The sequence below is a fragment of the Brachybacterium tyrofermentans genome, assembly GCF_039526165.1.
GTDB classification, from domain to species: Bacteria; Actinomycetota; Actinomycetes; order Actinomycetales; family Dermabacteraceae; genus Brachybacterium; species Brachybacterium tyrofermentans.
Genome location: NZ_BAAAIR010000017.1, coordinates 22,332 through 41,271 on the forward strand (window position 1 = coordinate 22,332; position 18,940 = coordinate 41,271).

At 70.0% G+C, this 18,940-nt stretch carries 13 protein-coding genes and 2 tRNA genes; 6 read left to right on the forward strand and 9 right to left on the reverse strand.

What is annotated here, in order from left to right; all coding sequences use genetic code 11:
• Positions 1 to 11 precede the first annotated feature (11 nt).
• The gene (locus tag ABD093_RS04095) at positions 12 to 965 is read right to left on the reverse strand and encodes a DNA-formamidopyrimidine glycosylase family protein (protein ID WP_343922634.1); all 954 of its coding nucleotides are present in this window, start codon (positions 963 to 965) and stop codon (positions 12 to 14) included.
• A complete protein-coding gene (locus ABD093_RS04100) occupies positions 965 to 5,710 on the reverse strand; it encodes an ATP-dependent helicase (protein ID WP_343922636.1) in 4,746 nt (1,581 codons plus the stop codon). The genes ABD093_RS04095 and ABD093_RS04100 overlap by 1 nt, the downstream gene beginning before the upstream one ends.
• A 198-nt stretch (positions 5,711 to 5,908) precedes the next feature.
• On the opposite strand from ABD093_RS04100, the gene ABD093_RS04105 reads away from it, so the two are divergent.
• Together ABD093_RS04105 and ABD093_RS04110 are read left to right on the forward strand one after the other, a co-directional pair.
• The gene (locus ABD093_RS04105; RefSeq protein WP_343922637.1) at positions 5,909 to 6,460 is read left to right on the forward strand and encodes a superoxide dismutase; all 552 of its coding nucleotides are present in this window, start codon (positions 5,909 to 5,911) and stop codon (positions 6,458 to 6,460) included.
• 275 nt (positions 6,461 to 6,735) lie between these two features.
• Entirely contained in the window at positions 6,736 to 7,227 is a 492-nt protein-coding gene (locus tag ABD093_RS04110; protein WP_193116104.1) for a single-stranded DNA-binding protein, read from the forward strand.
• A 27-nt stretch (positions 7,228 to 7,254) separates the two neighbouring features.
• On the opposite strand, the gene ABD093_RS04115 is transcribed toward ABD093_RS04110, so the two are convergent.
• Positions 7,255 to 7,806, reverse strand: coding sequence for a PPA1309 family protein (locus tag ABD093_RS04115; RefSeq protein WP_193116103.1), 552 nt, complete (start codon positions 7,804 to 7,806; stop codon positions 7,255 to 7,257).
• A 154-nt stretch (positions 7,807 to 7,960) separates the two neighbouring features.
• Here ABD093_RS04115 and ABD093_RS04120 point away from each other — a divergent pair, with 154 nt between their 5' ends.
• The 3 genes from ABD093_RS04120 (at position 7,961) to ABD093_RS04130 (ending at position 11,645) form a co-directional block, all read left to right on the forward strand.
• Complete coding sequence (locus ABD093_RS04120; RefSeq protein ID WP_193116102.1) at positions 7,961 to 11,071, forward strand: UPF0182 family membrane protein; 3,111 nt, start codon at positions 7,961 to 7,963, stop codon at positions 11,069 to 11,071.
• Between the two features lie 189 nt (positions 11,072 to 11,260).
• A tRNA-Met gene (locus tag ABD093_RS04125) sits at positions 11,261 to 11,334 on the forward strand.
• A 237-nt stretch (positions 11,335 to 11,571) separates the two neighbouring features.
• Positions 11,572 to 11,645: transfer RNA gene (locus tag ABD093_RS04130), tRNA-Met, on the forward strand.
• A 108-nt stretch (positions 11,646 to 11,753) separates the two neighbouring features.
• Here ABD093_RS04130 and ABD093_RS04135 read toward each other — a convergent pair.
• Entirely contained in the window at positions 11,754 to 12,356 is a 603-nt protein-coding gene (locus ABD093_RS04135) for a DUF1349 domain-containing protein (RefSeq protein WP_343922638.1), read from the reverse strand.
• Positions 12,357 to 12,568: 212 nt separating this feature from the next.
• On the opposite strand from ABD093_RS04135, the gene ABD093_RS04140 reads away from it, so the two are divergent.
• On the forward strand, positions 12,569 to 13,219 hold the full coding sequence (locus tag ABD093_RS04140; protein WP_193116100.1) for an SGNH/GDSL hydrolase family protein: 651 nt from the start codon (positions 12,569 to 12,571) through the stop codon (positions 13,217 to 13,219).
• 70 nt (positions 13,220 to 13,289) lie between these two features.
• Here the strand turns inward: ABD093_RS04140 and ABD093_RS04145 are convergent, their stop codons facing one another.
• The 5 genes from ABD093_RS04145 to aroA all read right to left on the reverse strand — a co-directional run bounded on the left by ABD093_RS04145 (position 13,290) and on the right by aroA (position 18,939).
• Complete coding sequence (locus ABD093_RS04145) at positions 13,290 to 14,132, reverse strand: C2 family cysteine protease (protein ID WP_343922639.1); 843 nt, start codon at positions 14,130 to 14,132, stop codon at positions 13,290 to 13,292.
• A 43-nt stretch (positions 14,133 to 14,175) separates the two neighbouring features.
• A complete protein-coding gene (locus ABD093_RS04150) occupies positions 14,176 to 15,396 on the reverse strand; it encodes a pyrophosphate--fructose-6-phosphate 1-phosphotransferase (protein ID WP_343922657.1) in 1,221 nt (406 codons plus the stop codon).
• A 138-nt stretch (positions 15,397 to 15,534) separates the two neighbouring features.
• Complete coding sequence (locus tag ABD093_RS04155; protein WP_343922640.1) at positions 15,535 to 16,329, reverse strand: inositol monophosphatase family protein; 795 nt, start codon at positions 16,327 to 16,329, stop codon at positions 15,535 to 15,537.
• Between the two features lie 169 nt (positions 16,330 to 16,498).
• The gene (rsgA, locus tag ABD093_RS04160; protein WP_193116098.1) at positions 16,499 to 17,614 is read right to left on the reverse strand and encodes a ribosome small subunit-dependent GTPase A; all 1,116 of its coding nucleotides are present in this window, start codon (positions 17,612 to 17,614) and stop codon (positions 16,499 to 16,501) included.
• Positions 17,611 to 18,939 carry a 3-phosphoshikimate 1-carboxyvinyltransferase gene (gene aroA, locus ABD093_RS04165; protein WP_193116097.1) on the reverse strand — a complete coding sequence of 443 codons (1,329 nt, stop codon included), beginning with the start codon at positions 18,937 to 18,939 and terminating at the stop codon, positions 17,611 to 17,613. The genes rsgA and aroA overlap by 4 nt, the downstream gene beginning before the upstream one ends.
• Position 18,940: the final 1 nt, after the last annotated feature.

An 18,940-nucleotide genomic window follows, 5' to 3' on the forward strand; every position in this document is an offset into this window, starting at 1 on the left:
CCGCGAGAAGTCTACCGACCCGTTCCGGGACGTCGTGCATCAGGATGCGCACGTTGTCGTGCACCTCGCGGCGCACCGCCTCCCGCCCCTGCCGGGGCGCCCGGACAAGGCTGGCAGCGGGGGCAGAACCACAGCACTCGCGGTTCCGTGCCCTCGAGCCGGGGGTCGCCGATCTCCCCGCGCTCGATCCGGGCACGGCAGCGGCGGCACTGCCGTCCCCCGCGCCCGTACACCCACAGGTCGCCGTCGCGGCCCAGCATCCCGCCGGTCGTCACCCGCACGGAACGGTCCAGGTTCAGGGTGAGCAGGCGGTGGGCGAGGTCGACCAGAGCACCCAGGTCCCCGGCGGCGTGCGTCGGCGCCGCCGGATGCACGCGGCGCAGGAAGCACAGCTCACTGCGGTAGATATTGCCGATCCCGGCGAGGTTGCGCTGATCGAGCAGGGCGAGGCCGATCGGTCGCTCCGGCTCGGCCGCGAGATGTGCGACGGCCTGTGCGCGCAGTGCCGGCTCGTCCTCCCAGGACGGGTCCAGCAGGTCCGGTCCCAGATGGCCCACGAGGGTGCTCTCGTTGGCGGTGCGCACCAGGCGCACCTGCTTCACGTCGTAGGCGACGGCGCGGGCCTCGCGCCCGTCCGGGTGCCGGGCTGCGAGGACGACGCGGATCGTGTCCGCCGGGCGTGGTCCGGCACTGGTGTCGCTCGAGCGCAGCGCCTTCCCGTCCACGTGCCAGATCCCGTCCATCATCAGGTGGGTATGGAGCGTGAGAGGCACGCCTCCTGCCGCGGGCGGCTCCAGACGGATCAGCAGATGCTTGCCGCGAGGCCGCACCTCCCGCACGCTCCAGCCCACGAGATTCGCCGTCGCGGCACGGGGCACCCGCAGATCGCTCGTGGTGAGGATCGCCCCCGCGAGCGCACCGTGCAGCGCCCGACACTGCCGGGCGACCGTGTCGCCCTCGGGCATCAGCGACCTCCTGCGCGCAGGCGGATGGACTTCGGGGAGCGATAGCAGCCGGCGGCGACCAGGGCCTCGCCGATCGCGGCGACCGGGGCGCTGGTGATCGGGTGCCCGTTGATCCGTTCGATCCGCAGCTGGGGCAGGCGGGAGTCCTCGACGATCGCCCTCACCAGCTGCCCGGCGACCAGGGTGGTCACGGTCTCGTCGGCCCACCACAGGAGGTGCTTGGCACCCTTGTCGACCACGGCGTTGACATGCCCGTCGGCCAGCAGCACCAGCGCCCCGGCGCGACGCGCGGGCCGGACGGTCGTGCCCTCGGGCGGGATGATCGTGAAGGACGGCCAGGGGAGCGCTGCGCCGTAGGGGTTCGCCGGGTCGATCGCGGCGAGCGCCACGGTCGACGCCTCGGGGGAGGGACCGACGGATCCCGCGTCGGGATCCTGCTGCGCCTCGGCCTCCCGGTCGCGATCGCGCAGCAGGTCCACCGCCTCGACCGGGGCGAACTGGGAGGCACCGAGCCCGTCGACGAAGTAGCCGCGGCGGCAGCTGCCGTTCTCCTCGAGCACCGCGAGAACGCGGTACACGGCGGCGAAGCTGCCGGGGATGTCCTCGACGTCCATCGCGCCCCGGGTGACCACGCCGTGCCGGTCCAGGAGCAGGGTCGCGAGCGCCGCGGCCCGGGCCGAGGGATCGACCGCCTCGACGCGCACGGCGGACCACCGTCCTGCCCCGGTGGGTCCCGTGACGAGCTCGGAGACGGAGCTCGCGCCCTGGCGCATCATCGCGGCCGAGAGTCGCGCGGCACCGCGCCGGGTCAGCGGGCGCGACCGTCCTGTCGACCGGGAGGACCGTGCCGGTCCTCGACCGTAGGTGCGCAGCGCCTCGAAGGAGTCGTTGGTGATCAGCCCCTGGAACGCGAGGTCCCACAGGGCGTCGTGCAGGTCGGGAGGCGGCACCGCGTCGCCGTCCGCAGCCAGGGCGGTGAAGATCTCTCCGTGCCGCAGCGCACCGGGGGTCCCGCGCAGCTGTGCCAGGAGCCGGGCGGCGAGGGACCCCTCGGCCAGGGCCGAGGCGGACTCCTCCAGCGCCTCGGCGTCGAGCCCGAGCGGCAGGGCGTCCGCGAGGTGCAGGCGGATCCATCCGTCGTCGGCGCCGAGCCGCCCGTGCCCTGTCCACACCACGTCACCGGCGGCGAAGGCCGCGTCCAGGAGGGCGGGGCTCGCATCGGGCATCCGCGCCGGCAGCACCTGTTCCTCCCAGGCGGACAGCGGCAGCGACACCCCGGCGAGCTGGTCGATCACGGAGAGCAGGCCGTCGCGGCCCTGCCACGCAGCCCGATCCCGCGTGCCGTCAGGGCGGCGCCCCGTCAGGTGCTGCCACTGCCCGAGGAAACGGGCGTAGACCGGGCCGGGGACCGGGGCGATCTCCCGCCGGGACGCGGCGAGGCTGGCCCGGCGGATCCGCCGCAGCACCTCGGCATCGACCCACTCCTCGCCCTCGCGGCCGGGACTGAACTCGCCCTGCTGCAGCACCCGCTCGGCGGTGAGCTGCTCGAGCGCGCCGCGGGCCACGCCGGGGGCGAGGCCGAAGGCGTCCACCGGACCGGTCGCGAGGAAGGGCCCGCGGCCGCGTGCCCACCGGGAGAGCAGCTGGGCGACGGCCCGATCCACCGGCGTGAGGTGGGCCTGGGGCACTCCGGGCGGGAGGGCGACTCCGAGCGCGTCGCGCAGCAGCCCGGCATCCTCGATCGCGGCGAGGTGCTCGCGGCCGGCGATCCGCACGGTGAGGATCCTTCGGGCGTCGTGGAGCTGGGAGAGCTCGGCCTCGAGATCGACCCCGTCGGCCGAGCGAGCGGCCAGATCGTCCCGGGTCAGCGGCCCGAGACGGCGCAGGGCGTCCGCGATCTGCTCCGCCCCGCGCAGCGCACGATCCTCGCTCAGCCCCTGGAGCCGGCCTTCGACCTCGGAGATGACCTCGGCATCCAGCAGCTCCCGCAGGCTCACCGATCCCAGCAGCTCGGCGAGCAGGGACTGGTCCAGCGCAAGGGCGGCGGTGCGGCGCTCGGCGAGCGGGGCGTCGGCGTCGTAGATGAACTGGGCGAGATAGCCGAACAGCAGCGAGCGCGCGAAGGGGGACGGGGTGGGGGTCTCGATCTCGCGGACCTCGAGGCGGCGCCGCCCGATCTGCGTCATGAGGTCGATGAGGGCGGGCAGGTCGTAGACGTCCTGCAGGCACTCGCGGGCGGCCTCGAGCATGATCGGGAAGTCCGGATAGGGGCGGGCGACCTCGAGCAGATGCGAGGAGCGCTGACGCTGCTGCCACAGCGGCGCCCGTTGGTTGGGGTCCCGCCGGGGGAGCAGCAGGGCGCGTGCCGCGCACTCGCGGAAGCGGGCTGCGAACAGTGCGGAGGATCCGACGAGGCGCCGCACCTCCTCGTCGATCTCCTCGGGTGTGAAGACGAACAGATCGGCGCCAGGCGGCTGCTCCCCGTGGGGGATCCGCAGCACGATGCCGTCGTCGGCGGCCATGACCTGGCCGTCCAGTCCGTACCGCTCCTCGACCCGGGCCCCGACGGCGAGGGCCCACGGGCCGGTGATCCGCTGGCCGTAGGAGCAGTGGAGGATCACCCTCCAGTCGCCGAGCTCGTCGAGGAAGCGTTCGACGACCAGCTGCTGCGGCCCGGGCACCACCCCGGTGATCTGCTTCTGCTCGGCGAGATGGTCCAGCAGCACGGTGCGGGCGTTGCCGTCGAGGCCCAGGTCGGCGAGGCGCTCGTCGGCCTGTGTCCGCTCGAGGTCGGCGAGCTCGCTCTGGGCGGAGGCGATGGCGCGGCCCAGGCTCGCGGGGCGGCCATCCCCGTCGCCGTGCCAGAACGGAATGCGGCCGGTGAGGCCGAAGGCGGGGGAGACGGTGACCCGGGAGGCGGTGATCTCCTCGATCCGCCAGCTGGTGGTGCCCAGGGTGATGACGTCCCCGCGTCGCGATTCGTAGACCATCTCCTCGTCGAGCTCGCCCACCCGGCGCGGCTGGGTGTCGTCATCCCCGGCCACCAGGTGCACCGGGTACAGGCCACGATCGGGGATGGTGCCGCCGCTGGTCACTGCGAGGCGCTGCGCCCCGGGCCGACCCGTGAGCAGGCCGGTGTCGTGGTCGTGCACCAGGCGCGGCCGCAGCTCCGAGAAGGCGGTCGACGGGTAGCGCCCGGCGAGCAGGTCGATGGTCTGGTCGAAGGCGGAGCGGGGGAGGGCGCGATAGGGGTGCGCGCTGCGCACCAGGTCGAACCAGTCGTCGATCTGGAGGTCGTCCATGGCGGCGGCGGAGACCGTGTGCTGGGCGAGGACGTCCAGCGCGTTGCGGGGCACCGAGAGCGGCTCGATACGACCGGCGACGGCCTCCTGCACGGCGACCGCGGAGCGCAGCACGTCCGCGGCATGCAACGGATGCAGGGAGCCCTCGGAGACGGCGCCGACGTCGTGCCCGGCGCGCCCCACCCGCTGGAGCAGGCTCGAGACGGACATCGGGGCGGCGACCTGCAGCACGAGGTCGACGGCGCCCATGTCTATCCCCAGCTCGAGGGACGAGGTGGCCACGACGCACCGCAGCGTGCCCGACTTCAGCTGATCCTCGATCTGGGCGCGGATCTCCTTGGACATCGACCCGTGGTGGGCGCGGGCGATGTCCTCGATCTCCTGGATCTCTTCGGGTGCCTCCGACTGCGCGGCACCCCCGAGCTCCGCGCCGCGGCCGGTCGCCGCGGACGGGCGACGCGCATGCAGACGGTTGAGCTTCCCGGTGAGCCGCTCCGCCTGGCTGCGGGAGTTGGTGAAGACGATCGTCGAGCGGTGCGCGAGGATCTGGGCGAGCACGGCTCGCTCGACATGCGGCCAGATCGTGCCGGAGACGTCCTCGTCGTCGACGGCATCCAACGGCGGCTCGATCGCCTGCAGGTCCGAGACCGGCATCGTCACCGTGAGATCCCAGCGCTTGGTCGACGCGGGGCGCACGACGGACACCTCGCGGGGCCGGCCGGAGCCCGTGAGGAACGCGGCGACCTCGTCGATCGGTTCGACGGTCGCGGAGAGCCCGATGCGTTGCGCCGGCGCCTCGAGCATCGCATCGAGCCGCGCGAGGGACAGTGCCAGGTGCACGCCGCGTTTGGTGCCGGCGACGGCATGCACCTCGTCCAGGATCACCGTGCGCACGCCCCGCAGCGACTCCCTGGCCTGGGAGCTCAGCATGAGGAACAGCGATTCGGGGGTGGTGATGAGGATGTCCGGCGGATGCGTCACGAGCCGGCGCCTCTCGGCGGGCGGGGTGTCCCCGGTGCGCACACCCACGCTGACCGACGAACGGGGCAGCCCGAGACGCTCCGCCATCCGCGCCGTCCCCACCAGCGGGGACGTCAGGTTCCGTTCGACGTCGACCCCGAGGGCCTTGAGCGGCGAGATGTACAGGACGCTGGTGGTCCCGCGGGCTGCTCGCCCGCGGCCGCCGCGCTGCGGGATCGAGCTGTCCATGCCGGAGCTGCCTGCGGGAGCCGGATCCGCCGTGGCGAGGCGATCGATCGCTGTGAGGAAGGCGGCCAGGGTCTTGCCGGAGCCGGTCGGCGCCACGACCAACGTGTCGTCCCCGCGCTCGATCGCCTCCCAGGCCGCCGATTGGGCAGGGGTGGGCGCCTCGAAGGCCTCCGCGAACCAGGTGGCCGTGGCAGGGGAGAACGAGGACGGGAGGGCGTGGCGAGTTCCGGCCATCACCCCATTGTGGACCGCCGCCCCGACAGGCGACCGCGCCGGCACCGATGCTGGGCCGGAATACGTCAGGCGCGGGCCTCGAGCGACTCCGGAGCAGAGCCCACCCTGCCAACTCCCGGGGCATCGTGGCAGGATGGGAGGCACGGCAGGGCCCGCGCAGGCGGGTCCCGCACACCCCACGACGAAGGGATGACCCCCATGGCGGACTACACGCTTCCCGATCTCGACTATGACTACGGCGCGCTGGATCCTTCGATCTCCGGCAAGATCATGGAGCTGCACCACTCCAAGCACCATGCGACCTATGTCAAGGGCGCGAACACGGCGCTGGAGAAGCTGGCGGCGGCTCGTGAGTCCGGTGATTTCGCCACGGTGAACCAGTTCTCGAAGGATCTGGCGTTCAACCTCGGTGGTCACACGAACCACTNCGGGTCCTTCGATGCGTTCCGTGCGCACTTCACGGCCGCGGCTCTGGGGATCCAGGGCTCCGGATGGGCCGTGCTGGCGTACGAGCCGCTCGGTGGCAACCTGGTGATCGAGCAGTTCTACGATCAGCAGAACGGTGTGCCGGTCGCGACGATCCCGCTGTTCCAGCTGGATATGTGGGAGCACGCGTTCTACCTGGATTACCAGAACGTGAAGGCTGATTATGTGAAGGCGATCTGGAACATCGTGAACTGGGCCGACGTCCAGAAGCGGTTCGAGACGGCTCGCGCGACGGGCTCCGGCTTGGTCATCCCCACCGCCTGATCCTCAGCATCTGATCTGCAGCGCTCGTTCTGCAGTCGCTGAGCTGCAGCATCGCTGCGCGAACGGCCGGTCCCCTCGTGGGGCCGGCCGTTCCATGTGTCCAGGTGTCCAGCACCTTCGGTCCCCGCAGAGGAGAGGCGACCCTTCCTCCCCAGTGCCCCGTCGTCCACAACGACGACGCCGCTCTGGAAGGCGCCTGCGTGAACGGCAACCCTGGATCCATCGGCACGGAGCCGACGCCGGGAGGTCCCCGGCACTCCAGGAAGGACATCACCATGCGCGATATCCAGACGACCCTCATGGGGAACGCGACGGCGGATCCCAGCTCCCGTCAGCACGAGGACGGCACCACCACGACCATCGTGCGCATCGCCGTCACCGGGCGCTACTACGACTCCGCCAAGAGCGATTTCACCGATCGCAAGACGGAATTCGTGAGCGTCTACACCCGCCGTGCGCTGGCCCGCAATGTGCTGGCCTCCGTGAAGAAGGGGCAGCCGCTGGTGGTCACCGGTCGGCTCGGCAGCTCGGAATGGCAGGCGGATGACGGCACCCAGCGACACACCCTGACACTGCAGGCCGAGGCGATCGGCCATGACCTCACCTTCGGGACCACGGCCTTCACCCGCCCGATGCGGGCGGACGAGGTTCCCGACCTCAACCGCGACACGGGAGAGCTTCTCGGGACGGGAACCGGCGATCCCGACGTCGCCGAGGAGCTCACGGGGAGCTCGGCGGAGGACTCCGTGCTGGCCGGCGCGTCCTGAGCGGGCAGCAACCGCCCTGAACGTAGCTCAGTCGAGGGGCTGCAGCGTCTGCACCAGAGCGGTGGCGACGTCCGGGAGCAGCGCGGCGCCGAGGACATAACCGTTCTTGTCGCCGCGATGCACCGCGGACCACGTCGTCCCGTCGGGCAGGGCGGCGACGACCACGCGCAGAGCCCGGTCCGTGGGAATCGTGGCCCGGGAATCATTCTCGTGCAGTGCCCACGTGGAGGGGGAGAGCTCGCAGGCGATCGCACCGCCGGCCGCCAGATCCGGCCACTCCACGACCTGCAGCGCAGCCAAGGGGTCCTGGGATGCAGAGATGTCGTTCTGGTCGGAGGCGCCATCGTCGAGATCAATCGGCGTCAGATGCAGATCGTCCGGGGCGCCGGTGCCGTCCGCGCCGACCCCGAGCAGGCCGGCGAGCGCGGGGGAGGCGGCCATCAGCTCTGCACTGCGGGCCAGTGCATAGAGGCGCGGCGCGGGGAGGGATGCGCCCTCGATGTGACGGGAGATGTCGAGCACCGCAGCGGCGAGGGCCGCCGTCGGAGCGTCGAGAGGGTCCGTATCGGGAGTCGTCATCGGATCGAGAGGTCCCTTACAGGTTCGCCTGACAGAATGGACGCGTCACCGCTCTGTACGCGGCGGCACCACACTGTACCCGGAGACCGGTCGCCCTTCCTGCGTTGGCGCAGCGGACCCGTGCTCTCCGACACCGAGGCACCCGAGGTTATCCGTGAGTTTCTCCGCCCCATTCGGCGATGCACCCCGGCCGCGCCCGCGTCCGGCCCCTGATTCGAGCACGTCCACGACCCGGAGGATCTCCCCGCTCGGGATCACCGCGATCGTCATCGCAGCGCTGGTGGTGCTGCTGGTTGTCGCCTCCGAGGTGTGGACCAAGTACCTCTGGATGGATCAGCTCGATTTCACCGATGTGCTCACCGTCCGCTGGCTCACGCAGGGCATCCTGTTCGTCATCGGGTTCATCCTCTTCGCGGTGCCGTTGTTCTTCAGTCTGCGCATCGGCTACGCCAAGCGTCCGATCTATCCGCCGGTCACCCGCGAGCAGGAGGCGCTCGAGCAGTTCCGCGCCGCGGTGGATCCCCTGCGGAAGGGGCTGACCATCGCAGCGCCCCTCATCATCGGCGCCTTCGGCGGTCTGGCTGCCTCCCGCAGCTGGCAGGCCGTGCAGCTGTTCCTGCATCCCCAGAAGTTCGGGGAGACCGATCCGATCTTCGGGAATGATGTCGGCTTCTACGTCTTCACACTCCCGGTGATCGACCTGATCATCTCCTTCGGGCAGTTCGTCATGCTGGTGGCGATCGTCGGAGCCCTCATCGGTCACTTCATCTACGGCGGCGTCGCCTGGGGCCAGGAGAACGGCCTCGAGGTCACACGATCTGCACGCAGGCATCTCGGCGTGCTCGCGGCGATCTACGTGCTGCTGCTCGGCGCAGGCCACTGGTTCCAGCGCTATGACATGCTCGTGAACCAGAACGATCGCTTCCACGGGGCGTCGTACACCGACGTCCACGCGATCCTTCCCGCGCAGACGATCCTCGCGATCGCCTCCGTGGCCGTGGCCGCGCTGTTCGTGCTGTGGATCTTCCGCTCGGACTGGAGGATCCCCGCGATCGGTGCGGGCCTGATGATCCTGTCCACGCTCGCCGTCGGCAGCCTGTACCCCTGGGCCATCCAGCAGTTCAAGGTCCAGCCCAACGAGCGCACGCTCGAGCAGCCCTACATCCAGCGGAACATCGACGCGACCCGCGCCGCCTTCAACATCGACGACGTCGAGGAGGTCCCGTACACGGCCACCACCGACGCCGAGCCCGGAGCCCTGCGCGAGGACGCCTCGACCACCACGCAGATCCGTCTGATGGATCCCAACATCATCTCGCCGACCTTCGAGCAGCGTGAGGCGAACCGTCGGTACTGGGGCTTCGACGAGGTCCTCAGCGTGGACCGCTATGAGATGGAGGGCGAGCTCCAGGACACCGTCGTCGGTGTGCGCGAGCTGCGGCCGGACAAGTTCGAGCTCAACACTCGATCCTGGGTCGACCAGCACATCATCTACACCCATGGATATGGCGCGGCGGCCGCGTACGGCAATCAGCGCAATGCTGACGGCGAACCGAGCTTCCTGCAGTCCGGAGTCCCGGGCAAGGGTGCGTTCGGCGAGTACGAGGAGCGGGTGTACTTCGGCAAGCACTCACCGGACTATTCCATCGTCGGCGCCCCCGAAGGGTCGGAGCCCGAGGAGTTCGACTACCAGTCGGGCACGGATGGCGAAGAGGGCGGCCAGCAGGTCAACAACACCTACCAGGGCGATGGTGGGCCCTCCGTCGGCGGGTTCTTCAACCAGCTGCTCTACTCGATCAAGTTCCGTGATCCCAACGTCCTGATCTCCGGCTACCTCAACGAGGAGTCGCAGATCCTGTACGACCGCGATCCGCAGCAGCGTGTCCGGGAGGTCGCCCCCTTCCTCTCGCTCGACTCGCAGATGTACCCCGCGGTCGTCGACGATGAGCTGGTGTGGGTGGTCGACGGCTACACCACCACCGATGCCTATCCCTATTCGCGCACCCTCAATCTCGACACGGCGATCGCCGATTCGCAGACCGACCCGGGCGAGACCTCGCAGAACCGCGAGAACAGCGCGAACTACATGCGCAACGGGGTCAAGGCCACCGTCAACGCCTTCGACGGCTCGGTGACCCTGTACGCCTGGGACACGGAGGACCCGATCCTCAAGGCGTGGTCCGAGGTGTTCCCCGAGGCGATCCACCCGGCCAGCGAGATCAGCGGTGAGCTGATGAGCCATCTGCGCTACCCGTCGGACTACTTCAAGGCGCAGCGTGAGCTGCTGGGCACGTATCACGTGACCCAGGCCGATGACTTCTTCGGTGCCCAGGACTTCTGGGAGACGCCCCCGGATCCCACCAAGCCGGCGCCCACCAACCCTGACGGCTCCACGGGGGCGCAGGCGACGCAGCCGCCGATGTACCTCACCATGCAGATTCCCGGCATGGAGCAACCAGGGTTCACGCTCTCCTCGAGCTACATCCCGGCTCAGGGCCAGAACGTGCTCACGGGCTTCCTCGCCGTCGACTCGGAGACGGGCAAGGACGAGGGGAACCCGGCGGACACCTACGGCAACATGACCCTGCTCGTGCTGCCCGCGACGAACCCCGTCAACGGGCCCGGCCAGGTGCAGGCCACGTTCAACTCGGAGCCGAACGTCTCGCAGGCCCTGAACCTGCTGAAGTCCGGCAACTCCGAGGTGATCAACGGGAACCTGCTCACCTTGCCGGTCGGCGGCGGCTTGCTGTACGTGCAGCCGGTCTACCTGCAGTCCTCCGCCTCCGGCGGCGGTACGCAGTACCCGCTGCTGCAGATGGTGCTGGTCTCCTTCGGCGAGAAGATCGGGTTCGCCCCGACGCTCGACGAAGCCCTGGACCTCGTCTTCGGCGGCGACTCCGGCGCGACCGCCGGCGACGCCTCGGTCTCCGATCCCGACGGGGTCGCCGGGACGGCCGACACCGAGACCGGTGAGGGCGCGGTCGACGCTCCTGCTGAGGGCGAGGAGCCGGCCGACGGCGAGGAGCCTGCTGACGGGGAGAAGCCGGCAGCGGACGCCGGCACCACGCAGGAGCAGCTCGACAAGGCGCTCACGGACATGGACACCGCGGTGGCCGACTCCGAGAAGGCGATGGCCGAGGGCGACTGGGCTGCCTACGGTGAGGCTCAGGATCGTCTCGCCGATGCTCTGAACCGGGCCGTGGCGGCCAATGGGGAACTCGGAGGGACCGGCACGCCGGCCCCATCGGACGGCGGCGAAGGCTGACCGGCTGAGGGTACCGAGCCTCTCTCAGGACGCCCGGCATCTCTGGTCCACGACCGGGGGCGCCGGGCGTCCTGCCGTCTGTCCATGCGTGTCCACCCAGGTGAACGGACCGTGAACGTGTCATGGCACACGTCGGGAGGGGTCTGGTTGGACGCTGGCAGGGGATCCCCGTAAAGTAGGGATCATCGACGCGGGGTGGAGCAGTTCGGTAGCTCGCCGGGCTCATAACCCGGAGGTCGTAGGTTCAAATCCTGCCCCCGCTACGAAGAGAAGGCCCCCGGCCAGTGGAGACACTGACCGGGGGCCTTTCGCTATTCCCTTCCGAAGCACGTCCAGTGCCGGTTCATGTGGTCCGGAATCCGTGGAATCCTCATCGGCAGTATCGATCTGTGCTCCTGGTGGCGACAGATGTGCTGGCCACTGCCGCCGTGATGACTCTGACATTCTGTTTCCCCTGGTTGGACGTCATGGGGCGATCACCGTAAAGTACTGGTTATCGACGCGGGGTGGAGCAGTTCGGTAGCTCGCCGGGCTCATAACCCGGAGGTCGTAGGTTCAAATCCTGCCCCCGCTACGAGATAGGGCCCCTGGCCAGTGGAAACACTGATCAGGGGCCCTCGTGTGTTGTGCTGGCGGCGAACCAGGGATGCTTCAGATGCCCGATTCCTGGCGCCAGAAGTTCTCAGGAGCCGTCGCGCTGGCCCTCCAGGCGTGTTGCCGCGAAGGAGATCTGGTCGAAGACGACATCGCACCCGTCGCCGGTCGGCGACTGCACCTCGAAGCCGATCTGCAGAGGACGGGGGGACTCGAGGGCGAACAGGCGCACCATGTCCCACCGCTGCCCGTCGAACGAGCTGTGGAACAGGTAGATGCCATCCACCCGGCTGATCCTCATCCACACGTGCTCGGCCTTGACGACCTGCGCGTTCGCGTCATCGGAGACGGTGCGGTTGACCACTGACACCACCGTCGGGCTGCCGTCCGGAGCGGACTCGAAGCACAGCTTCGCCCAGTGCTCCTCGTCGTGCCAGAGCATCAGCACCCCGGCATCGAAGGTCGAACGGAAGTCGACCGTGATCCGTGAGCTGAACTGGAAGTCACCCTCGGGCGCGGTGCCGAACAACGTCCCCGCAGTGAGCGTGGGCTCCGCGCCGGGGAAGGGCGGAGCGAAGATGTCGGTTCTGGCCTGGGAGGTGGCCCGCAGCCCGTCCTCGCCGACGACCTCGAACGGCACGTGCAACGGGTCGAGCGGGAAAGGGAGCGCGGGCAGCATGAGGGCAGACATCACAGAACTCCTACGAGTCATCCGCGGACGGAACGGTCGCGAGCCGCGGTCGGTATCGATCCCGCGATCGGTCGATCGTCAGTCTAGGGTGCGGTGCGTGGAGGCACTATCGCTGTGCCGCCCGACTCCCAGGTGTGCGAGACCGGTAGGGCGAGGAGGGGCCGCCCTGGCGCTGCGACGCTGGCCGGGGCATGGTCTGACAGAATCTCCGCATGACGACGACGCCATCCCTTCCCGAGCCCCGAACGCTGCTGTTCATCGGGGACTCGATCACCGACTGCTCCCGCACCGAGGACCCTGACGGCCTCGGATACGGCTATGTGCGGCTGCTCGCCGAGCATTTCGCTGCCCACGAACCCACCGCCCGCGTGGTCAACCGGGGGATCGGTGGAGACAAGGTCGAGGACCTCGTGGAGCGATTCGGCTCTGACTGTCTCGAGCACGACCCCCAGGTCGTGACCATCTATGTCGGGGTCAACGATTCCTGGCACCGCTACACCCGGGGTGAGCACGTCACCGACGAGGACTTCGAGGCCGGATACCGGTACCTGCTCGATCAGCTCTCCGCAACCCGTCCGGCCGCGCCGGTGCTCCTGGTGATCCCTTTCGTCGCCGACGTCAGTGGCGAGACGGCGCAGATCCATGACGACCTCGACGCCAAGGTCGCGATCATCCGCGATCTCGCCCGCGAGTTCCAGCACGCCGTGGTGGACCTCGAGAAGGTGCTCGAGTCGGCATGGACCGTGGGGCACACCCCGGCGGGTCTCGCGAACGACGGCGTGCACCCCACCATCGCCGGGCACCGCCTGATCGCCGACGAGTGGCTGCGCACCTTCGCCGAGGTCGATCCGAGCCGTCACTGAGTCGTTGAGTAGCTGAGTCGCCGCTGAGTCGTTGGGGCGTCGTCGTGGGGACGTCGCTGAGCGGCCGGGCTCAGCGCAAGGGCGGCGTGACGTCGATCGAGAGGAAGCCGCGACGGAAGCTGCGGGCGTCGACGACGAGCACTCGTCCGGGACGTACGGGGTTGCGCAGGTGCACGTGCCCGCTGCGAGGGTCCGCCCCGACGACGGCGAAGACGTGGTTGGGCGGCAGCGGGCCGTGCTGCGTCATCACGCGGCCGCTGAGCGGATGGGTGGACGCGGCGATCGCGCGATGCTCCTGCCGCCAGATCTTGATCCGGCGCGCTGACGGGAGGCGCAGGCGGGTCCGCACCGGCATCCCCAGCAGCAGCTCGAGCCCGAAGCGGGCTACGCCGCGCTGCAGGAAGCGGTAGCCGCCGGCCACGTGCGCGGCCACGGCCTTCTCGAGCACGCCGACCCAGCCGGGGTTCGCGCCCTCCCGTCGGCCGTAGACGAAGCGGCCTCCGTCATCGATAGGCATTCGTCGACCCACCCGGATCGGGGCCGTGACGGCGGGGAGGCGAACCTCCACCGTGCCGTCCTGCGCTGCTGACAGCAGTGCCTCGAGCCGCTCCGGTGCGGTCTCGTGGATCGCGAGCATCGAGGCGATGACCCAGCAGTCGCCCAGTCGGCCCTGCTGAGGGCGGAGCGGACGTGGTGGTCGCAGGGGACCGTTGTCGAGCTTCCAGCCCGTGCCGGCAGGCCCGGGGGCGATCTGTGCGAGGCGGGATCGCCCGTCGGGCCCGTCGGTCGCGTCAGCTGGGGCGCCTCCCAACGGGTCGCGCGCCCGCCCAGGACGGGCGAGCGCGCGAAGAGTGCGGCGCCAGGTCCGCACCCGAGGCCGCCGGGCGATGTGCTGCGGATCGGCGGCGCTCACGGGAGTGGACTCCAGGCTCAGAGGTGCTGTCGGTTCAGTCGGCTCAGTGGCCCTGGACCGGGACGATCGTCTGACCGGTGCGCTCCATGACGTCCTGGAACCAGGGCTGGGAGACGTCGAAGGCCTTGTGCCCGGCGACCCGCTCGAACTCCACGGCGCGCAGCACGTCACCGCGCTCCTCGTCGTGGCCCACCAGACCGGAGCCGCCCTCGAGGGCGACCTGCACGGCGTAGTCGGTCATGGACTTGATCAGGCGCAGATCATCGGCGTTGGCCTTCGCGGAGCGCGAGAAGTAGCCCGACTTCTGGACCATGACCTTCTCTGCGCCCAGCTTCTCGGAGAACTGCTTCGCGAACCACTGACCGGGGTTGATCTGGTCGATCTTGACGTGGCCGAAGGGGTCCTTCTCGGGCTCCTCGCCGCGAGCCTGCATCTCCGCGATGATCTCCGGGATGCCGGCGCCCTCGGACAGGAAGATGTTCACGCAGCCGGCGTCGTCCATGACCGCCTTCAGGCGCTCGGCCTCGGCCTCGATGTCCAGGGCGAGCTCCGGCAGGAATACGGCGTGCACGTCCCAGCGCTCGGCGCGGTGGCCGATCCCGGGCAGCCACTCCTGCTGGGAGTGCCAGGTCTGGTAGTACGCGGCGGCCTCGGCGGTCAGGTAACCGCAGGCACGGCCCATGATCTCGTGGATGATCAGCATCTTCGGGTTCGAGCCGTGCTCGGCGATGATGTTCTGCGCGAAGATGCTGGTCTGCTCGGCGGCGGTCCGCGCGCCGAGGGACTGACGGATCGGCACGATGTCGTTGTCGATGGTCTTGGGCAGGCCCACGACCTGCAGCTCGTGACCGTTCTCGTGGAGATATTTCGCGAGATCCGCGGCAGTGGTGTTGGTGTCGTCGCCGCCGATGGTGTGCAGGACGTCCACGCCGTCGGTCATGAGCTTGTTCGCCGCGACCTCGAGGGCGTTCTCACCCTCCTGGATCAGTCCGCGCTCGACGAGGTTCGCGGTGTTGGTGAGCTTCACACGCGAGTTCCCGATCGGGGAGCCGCCGTAGTTGTGCAGCACGTGGGCGCCGGCGCGCACCTCGTCGTCGATGACGATCTTCTCGCCGGAGAGCAGGCCCCAGTAGCCATGCTTGTAGGCGATGATCTCGACATCGGGCACCAGCTCGGTGTACCGCTCGATGAGGCCGCCGACGGCGGAGGACAGGCAGGGGGCATAGCCACCTGCGGTCAGCAGGGCGACGCGCTTGACGGTCATGTGGATGGGGATCCCTTCACGGTTCGAGGTCACAACATCCCGAGTCTACCGATGCGCGCGGACCGCGGTCTGGGAGGTCCGCCCCAGCCGCTCCGGGCCGCGGAACCAGCAGGCGGTCAGCCGAGGGACCGGGCCGGGTCAGCGCTCGCGCGGGGCGAGGGCGGTGAGGAGCTCCTCGTGCAGCAGGCCGTTGGTGGCGACCGCGCTGCCCCCGAAGGGGCCGTCCTCGCCCTCGAGCGAGGAGAAGCGACCACCGGCCTCCGTGAGGATCGGGGCCAGGGCCACCATGTCGTGCAGGGCGAGCTCGGGCTCGCAGGCCGCATCGACCGCGCCCTCGGCGACCAGCATGTACGACCAGAAGTCGCCGTAGGCCCGGGTGCGCCAGAAGCGCTGCATGAGGTTGAGCATCTGGGGGAGACGATCGTGATCTGCCCAGCCGTGCAGGGAGGAGTACGACAGCGAGGCCTCCTCCACCCGGCTGACCTGGGAGACCTGGAGACGGGACGCATTGTTGATCCGCGAACCGGTCCAGGCGCCTGCATCCGTCCCGCCCCACCAGCGGCGGGAGAGCGAGGGCGCGGAGACCAGGCCGACGACGGGGCGGCCGTCCTCGATGAGGCCGATGAGCGTCGCCCACACGGGCACCCCGCGCACGAAGTTGCTGGTGCCGTCGATCGGGTCGATCACCCATTGCCGCGAGGCGGATCCGGTGCTGCCGAACTCCTCGCCGATCACCTGGTCGCGGGACCGGGAACGGGACAGCTGCGAGCGCACGAGCTGCTCGGCGGCCTTGTCGGCATCGGTGACCTCGGTGAGATCCGGCTTGGTGGTGACCTCGAGGTCCTGCGCCTTGAAGCGGGACATGGTCAGCTGATCCACGGCATCGGCGAGCACATGGGCGAGGCGCAGATCATCGGCATAGCGGCTGGACATGAGCCCACCTTAGAGCGATGGATCGCTCCGACCGCGCAGCGACGCGGAGTGGTCTGCGCTCCGGCGGTCGAGTGCGCCCCGTCGCGGATCCCGGGGGAGGCCGCGGCGGGAGAGCACACATGAGGTGGTGCCGTTCTGAGCGTCTACCTGAGCCCCTGCCGGAAGTCCGTCAGAGGGCCCAGGGATCGTTCTTCCGCAGGGTGACGGCAAGGCGCCGGTACGAGACCAGACGGGCGGCCCCGGCGCTCCCGGCCTTCCCCTCGGCGACCAGGGCGTCGAGGGCGCAATCGGAGGCGTCCTCGAGATGGGTGCAACCACGGGGGCATGATTCTGCGAGCGCGGCGAGGTCGGCGAAGGCGTCGAGCAGCTCGTCGGGGTCGACATGTCCCAGGCCGAAGGACCGGACGCCGGGGGTGTCGATCACCCAGCCCCGGGCGCCTTCCGACCGTGCAGCGCCTTCAGAACCTTCAGTGCCTTCGGCGCTGTCAGAACTTTCGGAGCTTTCGGCGCCGGGGAGCTGCATCGCGAGTGCGGACGACGAGGTGTGCCGGCCGCGCCCGGTGACGTCGTTGACCACGCCGATGGCGCGGTCCGTTCCCGGGACCAGAGCATTGATGAGGGTGGACTTGCCGACGCCCGAGTGGCCGATGAGAACGCTGACCCGCCCGTCGAGACGCTCGCGCACCTCCTCGAGCCCGATGATCTCGCCGGAGTCCTCGCGCTGGGTGACCACGTGCTCGAGCCCGAGCGGTGCGTAGGCGTGCAGGAACTGCTCGGGGGAGCGCAGATCGGCCTTGGTCAGCACCAGCAGAGCATCGATCCCGGCCACATAGGCGGCGACCAGGCAGCGGTCGATCATGCCGCCGCGAGGCTCCGGATCAGCCACCGCGGAGACCATGACCATGAGGTCCACGTTGGCGACCAGGGGGCGCTCCGTGGAGTCGTCGTCGTCCGCGCTGCGCCGCAGGAAGGAGGTGCGCTCCAGGATCCGCACGATCCGGGCGAGGGAGCCGTCGCGGCCGGAGGTGTCCCCGACGAGCGCGACCAGGTCGCCGGGCACGACGGGGGAGCGGCCGAGCTCCCGGGCGCGCATCGCGGTGACGGTGCGCTCCTCGGGGGTCCCTGCCGCGACGACGGTGCGCCAGCGGCCGCGGTCCACCGACACCACGCGCGCCGTGATCGCGTCCTCGTGCTTGGGACGATCCTTCGTGCGAGGCCGGGAGCCGCGGCGGTTGGGCCGCACCCGGACGTCGGACTCGTCGTACTCGCGGGCCGAGCGGCTCACGCGTCGCCGTCCGCCGCCGGCTCGGTGTGCAGCATCGACAGCCACATCCCCACGAAGTCCGGGAGGGTCTTCTGGGTGGTGCTGATGTTGATCACGCGCAGCTCGGGCACGCGCAGCCCGATGATCGCGGCGGCCGTGGCCATCCGGTGGTCCTCGTAGGTCTCGAAGACGGTGCCGGTGAGCTCGCCCGGATGGATCTCCAGACCGTCCTCCAGCTCGAGGGTGCGGGCACCGAGCTTGGTGAGCTCCGTGGCCAGCGCCTTCAACCGGTCCGTCTCGTGGCCGCGCAGATGGCCCACACCGCGCAGGGTGGAGGGGGAATCGGCCAGCGCGGCGAGAGCCGCGATGGTGGGTGTCAGCTCGCCGACCGCGGACAGGTCGGCGTCGATCCCGTGGAGGGAGCCGGTGCCGCGCACGCAGATCGACCGGTCCTCGCGCCAGACCTCCGCACCCATCCGGGTGAGCAGGTCGCGGTAGGCATCGCCGGGCTGCGTGGTGGTCTCGGGCCAGTCGTCCACCGCGATCGTGCCGCCGGTGACCAGTGCTGCGGCCAGGAAGGGCCCGGCATTGGAGAGATCGGGCTCGACGACGATGCGGACGGGCCGGATCGCGCCGGTGCCCACATGCCACCGATGACGTCCCTGGTCGTCCGTGCTGTGCGATCCGTCGATGCCGACCTGACGAAGGGTCTCCAGCGTCATCTCGATGTGAGGCAGCGAGGGGAGCGTCGCGCCCACGTGCACCAGTTCGAGATCCGCCTCGGCGCGGGCCGCGACCAGCAGGGCGTTCGAGATGAACTGGCTCGAGGCCGACGCATCGACCTCGACGGTCCCGCCGCTGAGGCGGCCCGTGCCGTGCACGGTCAGGGGGAGGTGGCCGGGCTCGCCGTGCTCTGTGACCTCGACCCCCTGCTGGCGCAGGACGTCGATGACCGGCCCCATGGGGCGGGCCAGGGCACCTTCGTCACCGGTGAAGCGAACATCCCCGTGGTGCAGGGCGGCGAGCATCGGGACGAAGCGCATCACGGTGCCGGCCAGACCGGTGTGGATCTCGACCGGCGGCTCCGGATGCTCCGACGGAGGCGGGAGCGGGGTCACCAGCAGGGAGTCGTCCCGCACCTCGAGGGTCGCTCCGAGACGCTCCAGGGCATCCCTCATCAGGCGGGTGTCGCGGGAGACGAGGGCTCCTCGCAGCTCGGACGGCTCGTCCGCGGCGGCTGCCAGCAGCATCCACCGTGCGGTCAGGGATTTCGACCCCGGCACCCGGACCAGGGCGTCGACGGGCCGATCAGCGACCGGAGCGGTCCACAGCACCTCGGAGACCACC